This is a genomic window from Companilactobacillus halodurans (assembly GCF_009600985.1).
GTDB lineage: Bacteria > Bacillota > Bacilli > Lactobacillales > Lactobacillaceae > Companilactobacillus > Companilactobacillus halodurans.
In genome coordinates, this window is record NZ_VDFP01000020.1 from 31,589 (window position 1) to 47,155 (window position 15,567).

A 15,567-nucleotide genomic window follows, 5' to 3' on the forward strand; every position below is an offset into this window, starting at 1 on the left:
GAACTAAAAAAAGCATAATAACCAAAATTGATTATTATGCTTCATATTTTAAAAGTTTTCTTATTTCATTTTACAAATCAATAATTATGCTAAATATGAATCTTGTACCCATTCATTTGTAGCAACACGATAATAGACATGACCATTGATTGTCTTTGTTTGGTCAGTATACCAAGGTGTGTTATTAGCTAAACCACGGTTAGTGATAGCTTTAGTAGAACCATCGCTATTGACGGCTACTAATGGAACATAGCTGCCATTTGTATTCTTAACAGTGATTGAATTATCGTTCGTTTGTGAACCACCGTTTGTTTCAGGTGTTCCATCATATTGAGTTAAGTTATAAGTTGAAATCAAGTTGTTAAGTGAAGATGCATAGTTTGGAGCGGTTGCATATCTACCTTGTAGCCATGCAGTAGCATCTTTGTAAGAACTAGTATTTTCCTTCCACGTACCCTTGTAATAACTTGAGTCCCATGAAACTCCGTTACGAAGTTTGTCACCATTATCAGCAAATGATTCATAGTAGCTAGGATACTTTCTGAAGTTAGCATTGATTGTATACCAACCTTGTGAAGAACTCCATTCAGAAGTAGGCATTGTTACATAGGCACCATTGTAATCACCTTTAATACCAAATAAGTTATGGCCTTGTGTAGCTAAAGTAGAAGTACCCCAAGCACTTTCCAAAATAGCTTGAGCCAACATTACTGAAGTATAAAGATTATATTTAGCAGCTGCCTTTTGAGCCATTGGTATAGCTTCATTAAGGAAAGCTTGTTGTTGTGAAGTCGTAACCCCTGAAGCGGCTTGAATAATAGCTGTAGTATTTGAAGCTGCGCTGACAGATTCACTGGCAGCTTGAACTGTTGCTGAATTAGCAACTGTCGTATCAACTTTTTTAACACTTGATCCAGCAATTACGTTTGATTTATTATCTTCTGATTTATTACTTACTTGTTCTGTATTTGTTGGTGTTGTTGAATCAACATCATTTGTAGTTGCAGCTGAAACTACGGAAGGTGTAGCAGTTGCAGCCAATGTTCCAAGTACTAGAGCACTAGTTAACAGATTTTTTTTAGACATAAATGGTTTCCCCTTAATAAATAATCTAGTTATAGACTACTATTTAAAAAAAGCACTTTCAATAAAACACGGATTTTGTAACAAGAATTAAACATTTGAAAAATAATTGTAATTTTTTGACGGTTGACTTTAAGATTTTCTTAAGTTCTTTAAAGAATTATTATGAAAAACTCAGGAAATTCCCCGATATTCTAAAAAAAGTCATTTAGAAATTACAAAATTGTTACTGAGTAAAATAAAAAAATTAATCGGTTGTTAGAATTAATCTTTTCAAATTTCTGATTCGACAATTCCAATTATTGCCTCCGCATTCACCTTGTTGTTAAATCCCCCTTTATTTATTTTTTTGCAGTGCCACATAAATTTTATAATAAAAAAAACCGCCTTTCAGCGATTTCTTATAATTTTGAAGTTAACTTAACATCTGGATATTTATTAGTGAACCAGTTTTCCGCAAATCTATTTTCAAACAAGAATAATGGTTTATCATCCAAATCTTTGACCAACATATTTCTAGTTGAAGACATTGATGGGTCTAATTGTTCTGGGTCGACCCAACGAGCAATTCTGGAACCGATTGGCTTCATAACAACATCACAATTATATTCATTCTTCATTCTAAATTGGAAGACTTCAAATTGTAGTTGTCCAACAGCACCTAAGATGTAATCATTCGTCGTATATTTCTTATACAACTGAACGGCACCTTCTTGAACTAGCTGTTGCATCCCTTTGTGGAATGACTTTTGCTTCATAACGTTCTTAGCTTGAACTTCCATAAATATTTCAGGCGTAAATTGTGGCAAGTCTTCAAATTGAACAGATTTTTTACCAGTAAAAATCGTATCGCCAATTTGGAAGTTACCTGTATCATAAAGTCCAACAATATCTCCAGCAACAGCTGTTTTAACTGTTTCCCTTTGATCAGACATAAATTCGGTTGCATTATTCAAACGCATTGTCTTACCAGTTCTTTGAAGCGTAACATCCATTCCTCTAACAAACTCACCCGAACAAATTCTAACGAAGGCGATTCGGTCACGGTGATTAGGATTCATGTTAGCTTGAATTTTAAAGACGAAACCTGAAAATTCTTCATCATCTGGCTTAACGATTTCTTCACTGTCTTTTTGCTTATGAGCACTTGGTGCTGGTGCCAAATCTAAGAATGTATTGAGGAAAGTTTCAACGCCAAAATTAGTCAAAGCTGAACCGAAGAAGACAGGAGTCTGATTACCAGCTTTAATCTTATCAAGGTCAAATTGATTTCCAGCCTCTTTAATCAAATCGACTTCTCCAAGAGCTTGTTCATAGCTGCCCTCTTCTTCGATTGGATTGTGTTCTTCTAATTGACCATCTTTATTCAAAGGCAAGAAACGGTCGTCGCCATCTTTTCGATATAACTCCAAACGATTGTTGGCAATATCATAGAGACCTTTTAATTCCTTACCCATACCGATAGGCCAATTCATTGCGCAGCCTTCGATATTAAGCAATTCCTCTAATTCAGCAATCAAATCAAGTGGGTCGCGTCCATCACGATCCAATTTATTCATAAATGTAAAAATAGGAATACCACGTTGTTTAACGACCTTGAATAATTTCTTAGTTTGAGGCTCGATACCTTTGGCAGAATCAATCACCATGACTGCGGCATCAACTGCCATTAAAGTCCGATAAGTATCTTCAGAGAAATCTTCGTGTCCTGGAGTATCCAAGATATTGATATCTTTATCTCGATAGTGGAATTGCATAACTGAACTTGTTACAGAGATTCCACGTTTCTTTTCGATTTCCATCCAGTCAGATGTCGCAAATTGACCAGATTTTTTAGCCTTAACTGTACCAGCAGAACGAATTACCCCACCGAAATAAAGCATTTGTTCTGTAATAGTAGTTTTACCAGCATCCGGGTGAGAGATGATAGCAAAAGTACGACGTTTATTTACTTCTTGTTCTAGTTGTTTTTGATCCATATTTATCTAAGCGTAAAAACAACTATTGATAACTGCTTTTACGCATTTCCTTCCTCTTCTATCTAACGCTATTTCTAATAACTTCTACCACTATATTCACAACATAATTTTCCTCGAAAAAAAAGAAATACTGCTAGTATTTCCCTTTAAACATGTTTGTAGTAACATTCTTTAGTTTAACATCTGGAACAGTCACAATAACATTTTCAATTCTTGAACCGTTTAACTCGCCAGATGTAATTATGACGCCATCTTTGAGCGTAATTGACTTAGGATGTTTGGCATCCGGAATTTCACCGATTCCCATGATTAAATAACCAGCAATCGTATCAACATCTTCAACTTTGATTTCTTCTTCAAACAGCTCATCGAAATCTTCAATTGTCATCTTACCAACAACTGAGAATTTATTTGGACCCAATCTTTGGAAATTCTTTGTAACTGGATCATATTCATCATCGATTTCACCAACGATTTCTTCCAATATATCCTCAATCGTAGCTAAACCGATAATCCCACCGTATTCATCGACTACCATGGCGATTTGCGTTTGGGTACTTCTCATTCGTAACAATAAAGTATCAATATTAGTTCCTTCCTGAACGAACAAGGGCTCTTTCATAATCGACTTGAAATTGATATTATTAAAACCAACTTCACGTGATTTCTTCAATAAATCCTTGATGTGAATAATACCAATAATATTATCCTTATCTGAACCATAGACCGGAATTCGTGAATATGGTTGATTCAAAATATCATCGATATTTTCATCAACAGGGTTATTGATGTCAATCATGAAATCATCTGTTCTTGGAACCATGATTTCTCTTGCCGTCTTGTCACCAAAACGAATGATGCCTTGTAACATTTGATACTCATCGGAATTTATCGTTCCATTATTTCTTGATTGACGAAGAGTTGCAATCATCTCATTTCGAGTAATTGGCTCATCTTTTTTATTGAAATCAATTGGCGTAATCTTCATCAATAAATTAATTGTCGCATCTAACAACCAGATGAATGGACTAAGAATTTTTCCAAATAATCCAATCATTGGTTGAGTAAATTTGGCCACCTCATATGGGCGTTGTAACGCTATCCTCTTAGGATACAATTCTCCTAAAACCAGTGTGATAAACGATAGAATTACCGTTATAACCACAATAGAAATCTCACGACTACCCGGAAATTGTCCTAAAACTGATTCTAATCTAGTACTTAAGGTAGTTGCCGCACTAGCAGATGATAAGAATCCTGCTAAAGTTATTGCTACTTGAATCGTTGATAGGAACTTATTAGGATCGTTGATCAATTGAAGAATTTTTTTAGCTCGACGATCGTCCCCCTTAGCCTTTGTTTCAACAGACGTCTTATTAACGGAGACAATCGCCATCTCACCGGCCGCGAAAAAAGCATTTAATAGCGTTAAAATAACTATTAAAATCAGCTGTCCGGAAAGCGACGCTCCAGAAGAGTCACCACTCATTTAACTCGCACTCACTTTCATATGTAAACTTAGTATAAACAAAACAATTATAACAGGTGTCATTGTATTCAACAATAAACCTTTTTAATGATAAAATAGGTATATCAGTATATATGGAGTTGTCAAAAATGTCTAATAAAAAAATCGCAGTTATCTACCTTTTCTTCTTTATAATCCCTTACATCCTCTGTTTATCAATCATTGGAGTTTCCTACAATTCGCTTGTACTCCATGCTTTGAGTTGGAGAATTATTGTTGGAGGAATTGTCGGGGCCTTTGGTATGTTCGCGGTCAAAGTGATTGCACAACGTCCTGTTTTAATCATGTATCGCAGTTCAACTCAAAAAGTTCTCAAGGAATTATTGAATTTCTTTATCTTGGAGAGAAGCAAACTGGTCATTGGTGCTAATTTAGCTGTCGATTTCTGTTTGTCGACTCTCAGTATCTATTTAGTTGCTAAGTTTATGCCGCTAACTACGATTCTTGGTACGACACTCGGTTGGTTGGTATTAATTTTAGTAATATCACTAACTTTAGCTTCATATATGGAATTTGAATCACTCTCAATTTACTCGAAGAAAAGTAAATAATGCTTGACTTATTATTTTTTTAATTGTAAATTTGAGACATCTTAATTGCAGGAGGTATTGACATGATGAATTTTAATAACGAACAAGTTAAAGCATGTTGTTGTGTAGTAATGAACGAACATTACTATACTTTTTCAGCATGTCTAATACCACTCAATTGATAATCAAGTAGTGAAAACTAAAACTATCAAGCGGAGTTGACATTAGTCAGCCCCGCTTTTTTGTATTTCTGGCTGCTTAGAAAGGAGTTACTTGTGGAACCTGTTAAAATTGGAATCTTGAATTTAATGCAAAACAAATTAGAAACTATGCAAAATTTTCAAGCTGCTTTAGGAAATGATGTAGAATTAAAATTTTATTATTCTGCTACTCGTTATGTTAATCGTCAGCTCGACTCTCGAATAACTGAAAACATGAAGCCATTAGATTTAAACGAGGTCAAAAACTTAGATGGTTTCATCATCACTGGTAGTCCAGTCGAGAAATTAGATTTCCCAGAAGTTACCTACGCTGATGAAATCAACCAACTAATCGACTTATTAGATCGGTTAAATATTCCTCAACTTTATGTCTGTTGGGGCGCCATGGCTGCCCTTAATCGACTATATAATATTGATAAAAAGATTTTACCGCATAAAGTATTTGGTGTTTTTCAAAATCAAATCATTAATAATTCAAAGCTTTTGAATGACATTAGCGACAATTTTCCAGCCCCACACGCTCGTTACGCAGAGATGAGTCACGAACAAATCGAAAATACCAAGGGACTTGAGGTCAAAGCAATCAGCAAAAATGGTCTTTTTACTTTGATTGAATCTAAAGTTAAACATCAAGCCTTTATCTTTTCACATCTTGAATATCAGCGATATGGTTTAGATGGCGAGTATCAAAGAGAGATTGCTAGTCACAAAGTAAAAGATGCTAGGCCGGCTAGCAACTACTATTCCCCACTTGACCATAAGCCAATGTTTTCATGGAAACAAACACAATTGAGCTTTTATCAAAATTGGCTCGAGACTGTGACTGAACACAAATTAACTACTTGCTAAGGAGAAAATAATTATGACAAAAATTGCTAACAATATTACAGAATTAATTGGAAATACACCAATCGTAAAATTGAATCACGTTGTCCCAGAAGATGCTGGCGACGTTTATGTTAAGTTGGAATTCTTCAATCCTGGCAGTTCCATTAAAGACAGAATCGCCCTTTCAATGATCGAGGCAGCCGAAAAAGCTGGCAAGATCAAACCTGGCGACACTTTAGTTGAACCTACTTCAGGTAATACCGGTATCGGTTTGTCATTGGTGGCTGCAGCAAAGGGTTATCACTTGATTATCATGATGCCAGACACAATGAGTGTTGAACGTCGTAAATTGATGCAAGGCTATGGAACAGAACTTGTTTTGACACCTGGTAAAGAAGGTATGGGCGGTGCCATCAAACGTGCCACTGACTTATCTAAAGAAAAAGGTTACTTCATGCCAATGCAATTTACTAATCCTGCTAACCCAGAAATCCATGAAAAAACTACTGGTAAAGAAATTATCGATGCCTTTGGCGATACCCCAGTAGATGCTTTTGTTGCTGGTGTTGGTACTGGTGGCACTCTTTCAGGCGTTAGCCATGCTTTAACTAAGAAGTATCCAGATGTTAAGGTCTATGCTCTAGAAGCCGCTGAATCCCCTCTATTAAAAGAAGGAAAAACAGGAGCTCACAAGATTCAAGGAATCAGTGCTGGATTCATTCCTGACACGCTTGATAAGAATTCATATTCAGATATTATCGAAGTAACAAGCGACGATGCTATTAAGATGGCTCAAGAAGTCAGTCGCAAGGAAGGTTTCTTACCTGGTATTTCAGCTGGTGCTAATATTTTTGGTGCGATTGAAATTGCTAAGAAGTTAGGAAAAGGCAAGGCAGTTGTAACAGTTGCCCCAGATAATGGTGAAAGATACCTATCAACTGATTTATTTAAGTTTTAAAGTCAAATTCTTTCTAAGAATGATTAATTTATGAGAAAGTGAGAAATGATGAATTTCTATATAGGGGGATACCAAAAAATGAAAAAGCGAATCGCTTTAATTTTAACTACAGTTGTGGCCTTAATCTTGGTCTTAACTGGATGCTCAAGCAACAAGAGTGCTAATTCCGACACTAAGAAAGCAGGCACTCTAACGATTGGTTTGGAAGGAACTTATGCTCCTTACTCATACCGTGAGGACGGTAAATTGAAAGGATTTGAAGTTGACCTTGGTAAAGATATTGCCAAAAAACTTGATTTAAAAGCTAAGTTTGTTCCAACAAAATGGGATTCGCTTATTGCTGGACTAAATTCTAAGACATTCGATGTCGTTTTAAATAATGTGGCAGAAAATGCCTCACGTAAGAAACAATACATTTTCTCAACACCTTATATTTACTCTAAGTCTGTTGTTATCACTAAAGATGGTACAGGAATCACATCAGTTGATGATATCAAGGGTCAAAAGATTGCCGCTGGTACTGGTACTGATAATTACAATCACGCTAAGCATTTCGGTGCTGACGTTGTTCCATCAAGTGATTTCCAAACATCAATGTCTATGATCGATGAAGGACGTGTTAAGGGTGCCTTCAATTCTAGAGAAGCCTTTCTAACATGGAAGAAAGATCACAAGAATACTGATTTGAAATATATCACAATTCCAAATAAGGAATTAGCTCCTTCAAAAATTGCACCTATTTTCAACAAGAACTCTACTCACCTAAGAGGTCGTGTCAACAAAGCTATTAAAGAACTTTATAAAGATGGCACAATGAAAAAACTTTCTATGAAGTACTTCGGTGAAGATATTACTAAAAAATAACTATTAACTCATCAAAGGGGGTTTTTCTTTCATGTGGCACATTATCGTTACTTCATTGCCAGAAATGATTACTGCAATGTTGCAATACACAATTCCATTAGCATTGGTTTCGTTCTTCTTCGGTTTGATTTTGGCCGTTTTAACAGCTCTAATTAAATTTATTAAACCCAGTGAAAATAAACTAATCAAATATCCATGGTTGGTACTTCGGGCAATTGCCGACTTTTATGTTTGGTTATTCCGTTCCACACCATTACTAGTTCAATTATTTATTATCTTCTTCGGTCTTCCAAGTGCTGGGATTCAACTCTCACCATTTATTGCGGCCGTAATTGGATTTTCAATGAATACAGGTGCTTATGCATCTGAAACTATCCGTTCAGCTTTGTTATCTGTACCTCAAGATCAATGGGATGCAGCTTTTACCTTAAACTTTACGACTAGTCAAACTTTGAAAAAAATTGTTCTACCTCAGGCAGTCAGAATTGCGTTGCCTCCACTTTCTAATTCATTTATTGGTTTGGTCAAGGATACATCTTTGGCCAGTTCAATTACGATTTTGGAAATGTTCCAGGTCAGTCAACAAATCACTGCTAAGAATTATCAACCATTATTGATGTACTCATTGGCTGCTTTCCTATATGCTGTAATTTGTACTTTATTGACATTCTTACAACATTATCTCGAACGCAAAACTTCAAAATACGTTAAAGGAAGTGAAGGTTAATGATTTCATTAAAAAACATTGTCAAAAAATATGATGGCAAAGCAGTCTTAAAAGACCTCAGCGTTGATTTTCCCGATAATGAAACAACCGTTATCCTAGGACCATCTGGTTCTGGTAAATCGACTCTCTTGAGATCACTTGACCTTCTAGTTAGACCTGAAAGCGGCACTTTAAGTTTTTCAGACTTAAAATTAGATTACGCAGAACCTGTTTCTAAGAAACTCAGCTTTGATATTAGAAAAAAGACTAGTATGGTTTTCCAAAACTGGAATCTCTTTCCTAACTTGACTGTTTTGAAAAATATCACAACAGCTCCAGAAACTGTTCTTGGTCAACCTAAGAAAGAAACTGAAGAAAAAGCTCGCCAGTTACTAGCTCAAGTTGGTCTAAAGGGATACGCTGACCGTTTTCCAAGCCAATTATCTGGTGGTCAACAACAACGTGTTTCAATCTGTCGTGCACTTGCAATGGATCCTGATTACATCTTGTTGGATGAACCAACCAGTGCCCTAGATCCAGAACTAGAAACTCAAGTTTTGTTGATTCTAGAAGAGTTAAGTAAGATGGACCAAGCAATGGTCATCGTAACTCACAATATGGAATTTGCCCGCTCAGTTGCTGATAAGATAGTTTTCGTTGAAGATGGCAATATCATCTTTGACGGAACTCCTGATGAATTCTTCAATCATCCTACAACGAGAATTAAAGATTTCCTATCTGGTATCACATTTAGTGACGATAATTCACAAAAGTAATAAACCCACAAAAATACTCCAACCAAAAATTTGGCTGGAGTATTTTTTTATTCTGTAACATTAATTGTCTTTTCATAATTAAAAACATCATCAGAAAAGGTGAATTTCAAAACTGAACAATTGTGCAATTCTACATGCTTAACGATTTCTTCTAAAGGAATCCAATTCTTCAGAAATAGATAAATTGCGCCACCATGACTTACGACAAAAACATTTTCATTGTCGGGTTGTTGCATAATATTCGTCAAAGTTTTGACCATTCGTTGTTGAACTTGGTCTGCACCTTCGCCTCCATATTGGACAAAGAAGTCGCCTAATGATCCAATTTTTGGATCAAACTTAGGATTCAACTTTTCACTTTCACCCTCAAATAGTCCAAAGTTCCATTCTTTTAGTCCCTTGACTCTTTGGTAAGGCAAATCAGTTACTAATTCCAATGTATCTGAAGCTCATTCTTGTGTAGAGGAATAAGCGTGATCAAAATTCACATTATTTTGTTTAAAATAAGTTCCAACTTTTTTTGCATCATCGATTCCCTTTTGAGTTAAAGGAGAATCGCAAACACCCTGGATTTTATGAAGCTCATTAAAAAGAGTCTGTCCATGACGCATCAAATAAAGTGTTTTAGTCATTTTCCTCACCATTTTACTTAAATTTATCTTAACGAGTAAACCTATTATCTTATTTAGTAAGTGGTCCAACAACCTTGTGTGGCAAATATAACTCTTCTAGATAATTAATATCTTCTGAAGTTAGTTTCAACTTCAAGGCATCAACTGAACTTGCCAAATGATCGGGCTTAGTAGCACCAATAATTGGAGCTACAACTTGCTTCTTTTGCAACAACCAAGCTAAAGCAACTTGTGCCATTGTGGCATTGTGTTTATCGGCAACTTCACCAACACGTTCGACAATTTTCATATCTTGATCTTCGGCAGCATCGTATTTACCGCGAGCACCCTCATCAGTTTCCGAACGTTTCGTATTAGCGTTCCAAGTCCGACGAGTTAAGTGTCCTGAAGCTAGTGGACTATAAGGTGTAACGGCAATATTTTGGTCTTCGCAAAGGGGCATCATTTCACGCTCTTCTTCACGATATAACAAGTTCAAGTGATTTTGCATTGAAACAAATTCAGTCCAGTTATGTTCTTTAGCGACTGCTTGAGCTTTCTCAAATTGCCATGAATACATAGCAGAAGCACCAATGTATCTAGCCTTCCCAGACTTAACAACATCGTGCAAAGCTTCCATCGTCTCTTCGATAGGAGTGTTGTAATCCCAACGGTGAATAATATAGAGGTCGACATAGTCCATATCTAACCGCTGTAAACTTTTGTCAATTTGACTCAAGATAGCTTTACGTGACAAGCCTTGTTGATTAGGTTTATCTGATTTTGTAAAGAAAACTTTAGTAGCAACAACGACTTCATCACGGTTGGCATTCTCTTTCAAAGCTTTACCTAGTATTCTTTCACTATCACCGTATGAATAAAAATTAGCTGTATCGAAAAAGTTGATTCCTAAATCTAAGGCTTTTTGAACAACTTTTTCACTTTGGTCATATTGAACTGACCAGGGGAAATTTCCTTTTGCAGGATTGCCAAAGCCCATTGTTCCTAAACAAAATCGTGATACATCTAAACCAGTATTTCCTAATTTACGATATTCCAACACAAATACTTCCTTTCAAATAAGGTATGATTTTTACAATCTATACTTACTAATTCCTCTGAGAATTTTTTATCTTATATCTCAAATAATCAATTCTTTCCAATTGTTTTTCTTGAAGATGAATCTGTTGCAGTTTGCTCTTACGTTTATCGGTCAATAAATCGATTATCTGTTGTTGTGAATTATCTGTCTCCAATAATAATCTCATATATTTTTCTATTTCACTATTTTTAAAACCGATATCATGCAAAGCCATAATCATACTCAAACGCTTCAAATCTTCGTCATCGTACTGCCATTCGCCCATCACATATTTCACAACGTTGCACAAACCCCAAGACTCATATTCATCTAAGATTTCAATCGGTATATCATATTTTTTACTTACGTCTGCTTTTTTCATAAATTTCTCTCAAAAAAAATAGATGCTCCTTTGAGGAACATCCTTATTATGAAACCTAGATTATGAAATGTATAATGCTTATTATTAATTAGACAGAATGCCTTAAAGGTATTTCTTGGCAAATTCAACAAAAGTTGTCACGCTTTTTGAAGAGATTTGATCAGCTTTCCAAGCTAATACTGAACTGTAAGTTAAAGCTGGTTGCAAAGGAACAAAGGTCATCCCTTCATAACTAGCCTCTAAATCTAGACATAAAACACTACCAAGGCCTTTTTTAGCTAAAATAACTGAGTTATATAACAAATTATAGTAAGAAACAATTTTAACTTTTTCAAATGAATCACCCAGCCAATGGCGTAATTCACTTTGCATCGAAGGTCCTTTAGATAAAATAATTGACTCATCTTCCAAATCTTGTGGCGTGATTTGTTTCAAAGATGCTAAGTTAGAATCATTTCTTGTTAAAACTCCCCAATGTTCTTGTTGATTTATTCTGACAAATTCGTACTTTTCAGTATTGACTGGTTCCACTAGTAAAGCTAAATCTATCAAGCCTCGTTCGACACCAGATTCAATGTCTTTGGAGTTGCCACTTTGAAAATCGAAGGTCACCAATGGATATTTTTTATGAAATTTTACAATCAATTCCGCTAGCTCATTCATACTTAAAAACTCGCCACTACCGATAGCAATCTGTCCGGTCAATTCTTGATTGTCCTCTGACATTTCATCAAAAATTTTATCGCTCAATTGACGCATTTCTTCTGCTCGGCGACGTAATAATAATCCTGATTCGGTCAAACTTATCTTGTGACTTTGACGAGTAAACAATTTAACGCCTAATTCTTCTTCTAAACGAGCAATTTGGCGTGAAAGCGTTGGCTGACTGACGTGCAACAATTCAGCCGCCCTAGTGATATTTTCTTCTCTTGCAATCATCAAAAAATAATTCAAGACTCGTAATTCCATGATTTTCTCCTTAGATATCAGATATTAAAAAAGACCACCAAATGGCGGTCTCATAGGATATAGCAACCCTAATGGTGTGACAATTCCTTGTAACGCTGCATCCAAAGATCAACATAGGCTTGCGAAAAAGGACCCTTACCTTTATCGATCCAATCAATTAAAACGTCGACATTATCATGTAAAATTGTATCTATCTCTGGTGGATAATTCCACATCTTGCTGTGTGCGGCATATTCATCCACATCCAACAATCTTTTTTCTCCATCCGGAAAAACCTTAACATCTAAATCATAATCAATATACTTGATGGCCTCGTTGTCTAAGGCAAACGGTGTCGCTAAATTGCAGTAATAAGATACGCCGCTGTTTCTTATCATAGTTACAATATTGAACCAATATTTTTTATGAAAGTAAACTAATGCGGGCTCTATAGTTACCCAACGACGTCCGTCAGCTTCGGTGACAAGAGTATTCTCATTACAACCAATAATTTCATTTTCACTTGTCTTTAGCACCATTGTTTCACGCCAAGTACGATGTAAATGACCATCATGCTTATAACTCTGGATTGCTACGTAATCCCCTTCTCTAGGAATCTGCATAACTTACCAGCTTTCTAAAAATCTAAATCTATCCAAAAAAATTATAACAGAGCTGTGAAACTATTGAAAGGTATACCTATTCTATCTCTTCTTCCAAAACTTTTTTGATATCGTCAAAATGATAACCCTTAGTCATTAAATAATGAATCAATTTTTCTGGTTTATCATATCTGTGTTCAACCTTTTTAACCAAAGCACGTAATTTATCTAGTTCTTCATCCTCATCAGGCTCTAAATCTAAGTGATTGATTGTCTCATCAATTATTTCTTTATTAAATCCCTTTTGATACAAACTTTGACGTAATTTATTCAGCATTTGTTTAAATGAAGCTCGTTTTTGTTTACGAACCTGCTTTTTAGCAAATTCAATCGCGTTTTCTACTAAGATGTCCTGGTCAATTTCATCCAGCTTATTTTGAATGACTGCACTTGGCACCCCTTTTTGCAGCATTTTCTGCTCGATTATTTTGGGACCATTGGCAGACATACGTAGTTGAGTATTAATAAAACTTTGTGCATAGTTTTCATCATCTATGTAGTGCAAGTCTTTAAGTCGATCTATCGTTAAATCAACTGCATCGCGATGATATTCTTTCTTATATAAGTACTCTTTAATTTCTTTTTCAGTCCGCAATTGATAACTTAAATAGTTAACCGCATCGCCATAAGCTTTATTAACATTTTCTCGTGATTGGATTTCCTTGATTTGACCATCAGTCAATTCAACGCCATTCATCAAGCGAAATTCAATCAAAGTATTTTCTGCAACAGGGAAAGAATACTTACCATCAAGGTAAATATTGTACCTGCCCTTTCGTTTTTGTGCTTGGATTTTTGTGATTTTTGCCAATATATTATTACCTCACCGTGTTATACTCTCAAGAGTAAGTTTATCTCAAAAACATTCAAAGGAAAAATTATGCATACAAATAACATTACGCAAGAACTATCAGTTGGCGACAGATTTCCGCTAACTATCAAACGTATCGGCATCAACGGCGAAGGTATCGGCTTTTTCAAGCATGTCATCGTCTTTGTACCTAAAGCAGTTCCGCAAGACGTCATCGTCTGCGAAGTAACTGACGTCCACGAACATTTTTTAAACGGTCGCATCCATAAATTAAGAAAAGCTAGTCCAGCAAGAAATCCTGATACTCCTGAACTCGCCAATGAAGTAGGAGGCCTAGAATTTGCCCATATCAAATATGAGGACCAATTAAAATATAAGGCGGATATCCTCCGTGAATCGCTTGAAAAGTATAAGCCTTATGCTCACGATAAATACATGATCAGACCAACCGTCGGCTCTGTTCAACAAGAAAAATATCGTAATAAAGCTCAATTCCCCATTCAAGAAATCGATGGACAAATTCGTTGCGGTCTTTACAAAAATGGCACTCAAGAATTAGTCGACCTAGAAGAAATGCCTACGCAAATGGACTTAACAATGCAAGCCATGCGTAAAATCGTTTCGATGATCAAAGATTTACAGATTCCCGTCTTCAATCCAGAGCAAAAATCAGGAATCCTTAGCATGATTATTATCCGTGAATCAGTCGAATTCAACCAATTACAAGTTACCTTCGTGACACGTTCTACCAAGTTTATCAAAGAGCACCAATTGATTGAAAGAATTCAAAAAGAAATTCCTGAAGTTAGTTCAATCTCTCAAAATATCAATAAAGAAGACCAAGGGGCTGTTTGGGGCGATGAAACGAAATTACTTTGGGGCGACGAATATTTGCAAGAAGATATCAATGGCTATCTCTTCAATCTTTCACCTCGAGCTTTTTTACAATTGAACTCTCTACAAACCGATAAATTATATGACCTAGTTAACAAAGCCTTGGAGCCAAGTCCAAGAGACATCCTACTCGATGCTTATTGCGGTGTTGGGACTATCGGCATCACGATGGCTGATAAAGTTAAACATATCTATGGTATTGAAATTATCCCTGAAGCGATTGAAGATGCCAAAGCCAATGCCAAATTAAATGAAGTTGAAAATGCCGATTACTACGTCGGTTCAGTTGATAAAATTTATCCACAACTACTGAATGACAAAGTAGCTGTTAATTCAGTTATCGTCGATCCTCCTCGTACTGGCTTGGAAAACAATTTAATCAGAACTTTAAACGAGCATCCCGTTGAAAAGCTAGTTTATGTTTCTTGCAACCCATCCACGTTAGCCAAGGATTTGGTTACTTTGACTAAGGAATATCGGGTCGTTTACTTACAACCAGTTGATATGTTTCCACAAACGCCACACGTTGAAACAATCGTTAAATTAGTTAAAAGATAACAAAAAATCTCAAGTCACAAAATGAAGTGAACCCCATTAATTGGAGTTTATTTTAGGCAATCAGTTGGTCGGAAAGATTCCGGTATTCTACCGGTGTCTTTCCGGCCAATTTTGTCCTTATCCTTTTGTTGTTATAGTAATATACAT

At 35.8% G+C, this 15,567-nt stretch carries 16 protein-coding genes and 1 pseudogene; 7 read left to right on the top strand and 10 right to left on the bottom strand.

Annotated elements, in window-relative coordinates; translation table 11 throughout:
• Window positions 1-84: 84 nt before the first annotated feature.
• The 3 genes from FHL06_RS14935 to FHL06_RS09450 all read right to left on the bottom strand — a co-directional run bounded on the left by FHL06_RS14935 (window position 85) and on the right by FHL06_RS09450 (window position 4,551).
• Window positions 85-1,086, bottom strand: a complete 1,002-nt coding sequence (locus FHL06_RS14935; RefSeq protein WP_153386038.1) for a glycoside hydrolase family 73 protein — start codon at window positions 1,084-1,086, stop codon at window positions 85-87.
• Between the two features lie 398 nt (window positions 1,087-1,484).
• Window positions 1,485-3,062 (bottom strand): peptide chain release factor 3, encoded by a 1,578-nt coding sequence (locus FHL06_RS09445; RefSeq protein WP_153386039.1) that lies wholly within the window; start codon window positions 3,060-3,062, stop codon window positions 1,485-1,487.
• A 133-nt stretch (window positions 3,063-3,195) separates the two neighbouring features.
• Window positions 3,196-4,551 carry a hemolysin family protein gene (locus FHL06_RS09450; protein WP_153386041.1) on the bottom strand — a complete coding sequence of 452 codons (1,356 nt, stop codon included), beginning with the start codon at window positions 4,549-4,551 and terminating at the stop codon, window positions 3,196-3,198.
• Between the two features lie 128 nt (window positions 4,552-4,679).
• On the opposite strand from FHL06_RS09450, the gene FHL06_RS09455 reads away from it, so the two are divergent.
• The 6 genes from FHL06_RS09455 to FHL06_RS09480 all read left to right on the top strand — a co-directional run bounded on the left by FHL06_RS09455 (window position 4,680) and on the right by FHL06_RS09480 (window position 9,473).
• On the top strand, window positions 4,680-5,141 hold the full coding sequence (locus FHL06_RS09455; protein ID WP_153386043.1) for a hypothetical protein: 462 nt from the start codon (window positions 4,680-4,682) through the stop codon (window positions 5,139-5,141).
• Window positions 5,142-5,395: 254 nt separating this feature from the next.
• A complete protein-coding gene (locus FHL06_RS09460) occupies window positions 5,396-6,190 on the top strand; it encodes a homoserine O-acetyltransferase/O-succinyltransferase family protein (RefSeq protein WP_162000282.1) in 795 nt (264 codons plus the stop codon).
• Window positions 6,191-6,203: 13 nt separating this feature from the next.
• Window positions 6,204-7,127, top strand: coding sequence for a cysteine synthase A (gene cysK, locus FHL06_RS09465; RefSeq protein ID WP_153386045.1), 924 nt, complete (start codon window positions 6,204-6,206; stop codon window positions 7,125-7,127).
• Between the two features lie 78 nt (window positions 7,128-7,205).
• Complete coding sequence (locus FHL06_RS09470) at window positions 7,206-7,991, top strand: transporter substrate-binding domain-containing protein (protein WP_153386047.1); 786 nt, start codon at window positions 7,206-7,208, stop codon at window positions 7,989-7,991.
• 31 nt (window positions 7,992-8,022) lie between these two features.
• Window positions 8,023-8,718, top strand: coding sequence for an amino acid ABC transporter permease (locus FHL06_RS09475; protein ID WP_153386049.1), 696 nt, complete (start codon window positions 8,023-8,025; stop codon window positions 8,716-8,718).
• Complete coding sequence (locus FHL06_RS09480; protein ID WP_153386051.1) at window positions 8,718-9,473, top strand: amino acid ABC transporter ATP-binding protein; 756 nt, start codon at window positions 8,718-8,720, stop codon at window positions 9,471-9,473. The genes FHL06_RS09475 and FHL06_RS09480 overlap by 1 nt, the downstream gene beginning before the upstream one ends.
• 47 nt (window positions 9,474-9,520) lie before the next feature.
• Here the strand turns inward: FHL06_RS09480 and FHL06_RS09485 are convergent.
• From FHL06_RS09485 to recX, 6 genes and pseudogenes are all read right to left on the bottom strand, one after another.
• Window positions 9,521-10,105: pseudogene (locus FHL06_RS09485) on the bottom strand (histidine phosphatase family protein).
• Between the two features lie 49 nt (window positions 10,106-10,154).
• Window positions 10,155-11,144, bottom strand: a complete 990-nt coding sequence (locus FHL06_RS09490) for an aldo/keto reductase (RefSeq protein ID WP_153386053.1) — start codon at window positions 11,142-11,144, stop codon at window positions 10,155-10,157.
• Window positions 11,145-11,193: 49 nt separating this feature from the next.
• A complete protein-coding gene (locus FHL06_RS09495) occupies window positions 11,194-11,547 on the bottom strand; it encodes a MerR family transcriptional regulator (protein WP_153386055.1) in 354 nt (117 codons plus the stop codon).
• 102 nt (window positions 11,548-11,649) lie between these two features.
• Complete coding sequence (locus FHL06_RS09500; protein WP_153386058.1) at window positions 11,650-12,516, bottom strand: LysR family transcriptional regulator; 867 nt, start codon at window positions 12,514-12,516, stop codon at window positions 11,650-11,652.
• 68 nt (window positions 12,517-12,584) lie between these two features.
• Window positions 12,585-13,118: a DUF402 domain-containing protein gene (locus FHL06_RS09505; protein WP_153386060.1), complete on the bottom strand. Its 534-nt coding sequence runs from the start codon at window positions 13,116-13,118 to the stop codon at window positions 12,585-12,587.
• 76 nt (window positions 13,119-13,194) lie between these two features.
• Entirely contained in the window at window positions 13,195-13,968 is a 774-nt protein-coding gene (gene recX, locus FHL06_RS09510) for a recombination regulator RecX (protein WP_153386062.1), read from the bottom strand.
• A 69-nt stretch (window positions 13,969-14,037) separates the two neighbouring features.
• Here recX and rlmD point away from each other — a divergent pair, with 69 nt between their 5' ends.
• Window positions 14,038-15,420, top strand: coding sequence for a 23S rRNA (uracil(1939)-C(5))-methyltransferase RlmD (gene rlmD, locus FHL06_RS09515; protein WP_153386064.1), 1,383 nt, complete (start codon window positions 14,038-14,040; stop codon window positions 15,418-15,420).
• Window positions 15,421-15,472: 52 nt separating this feature from the next.
• Here the strand turns inward: rlmD and FHL06_RS15125 are convergent.
• On the bottom strand, window positions 15,473-15,567 hold a 95-nt coding region (locus FHL06_RS15125), incomplete at its 5' end, for an IS3 family transposase (protein WP_153384874.1).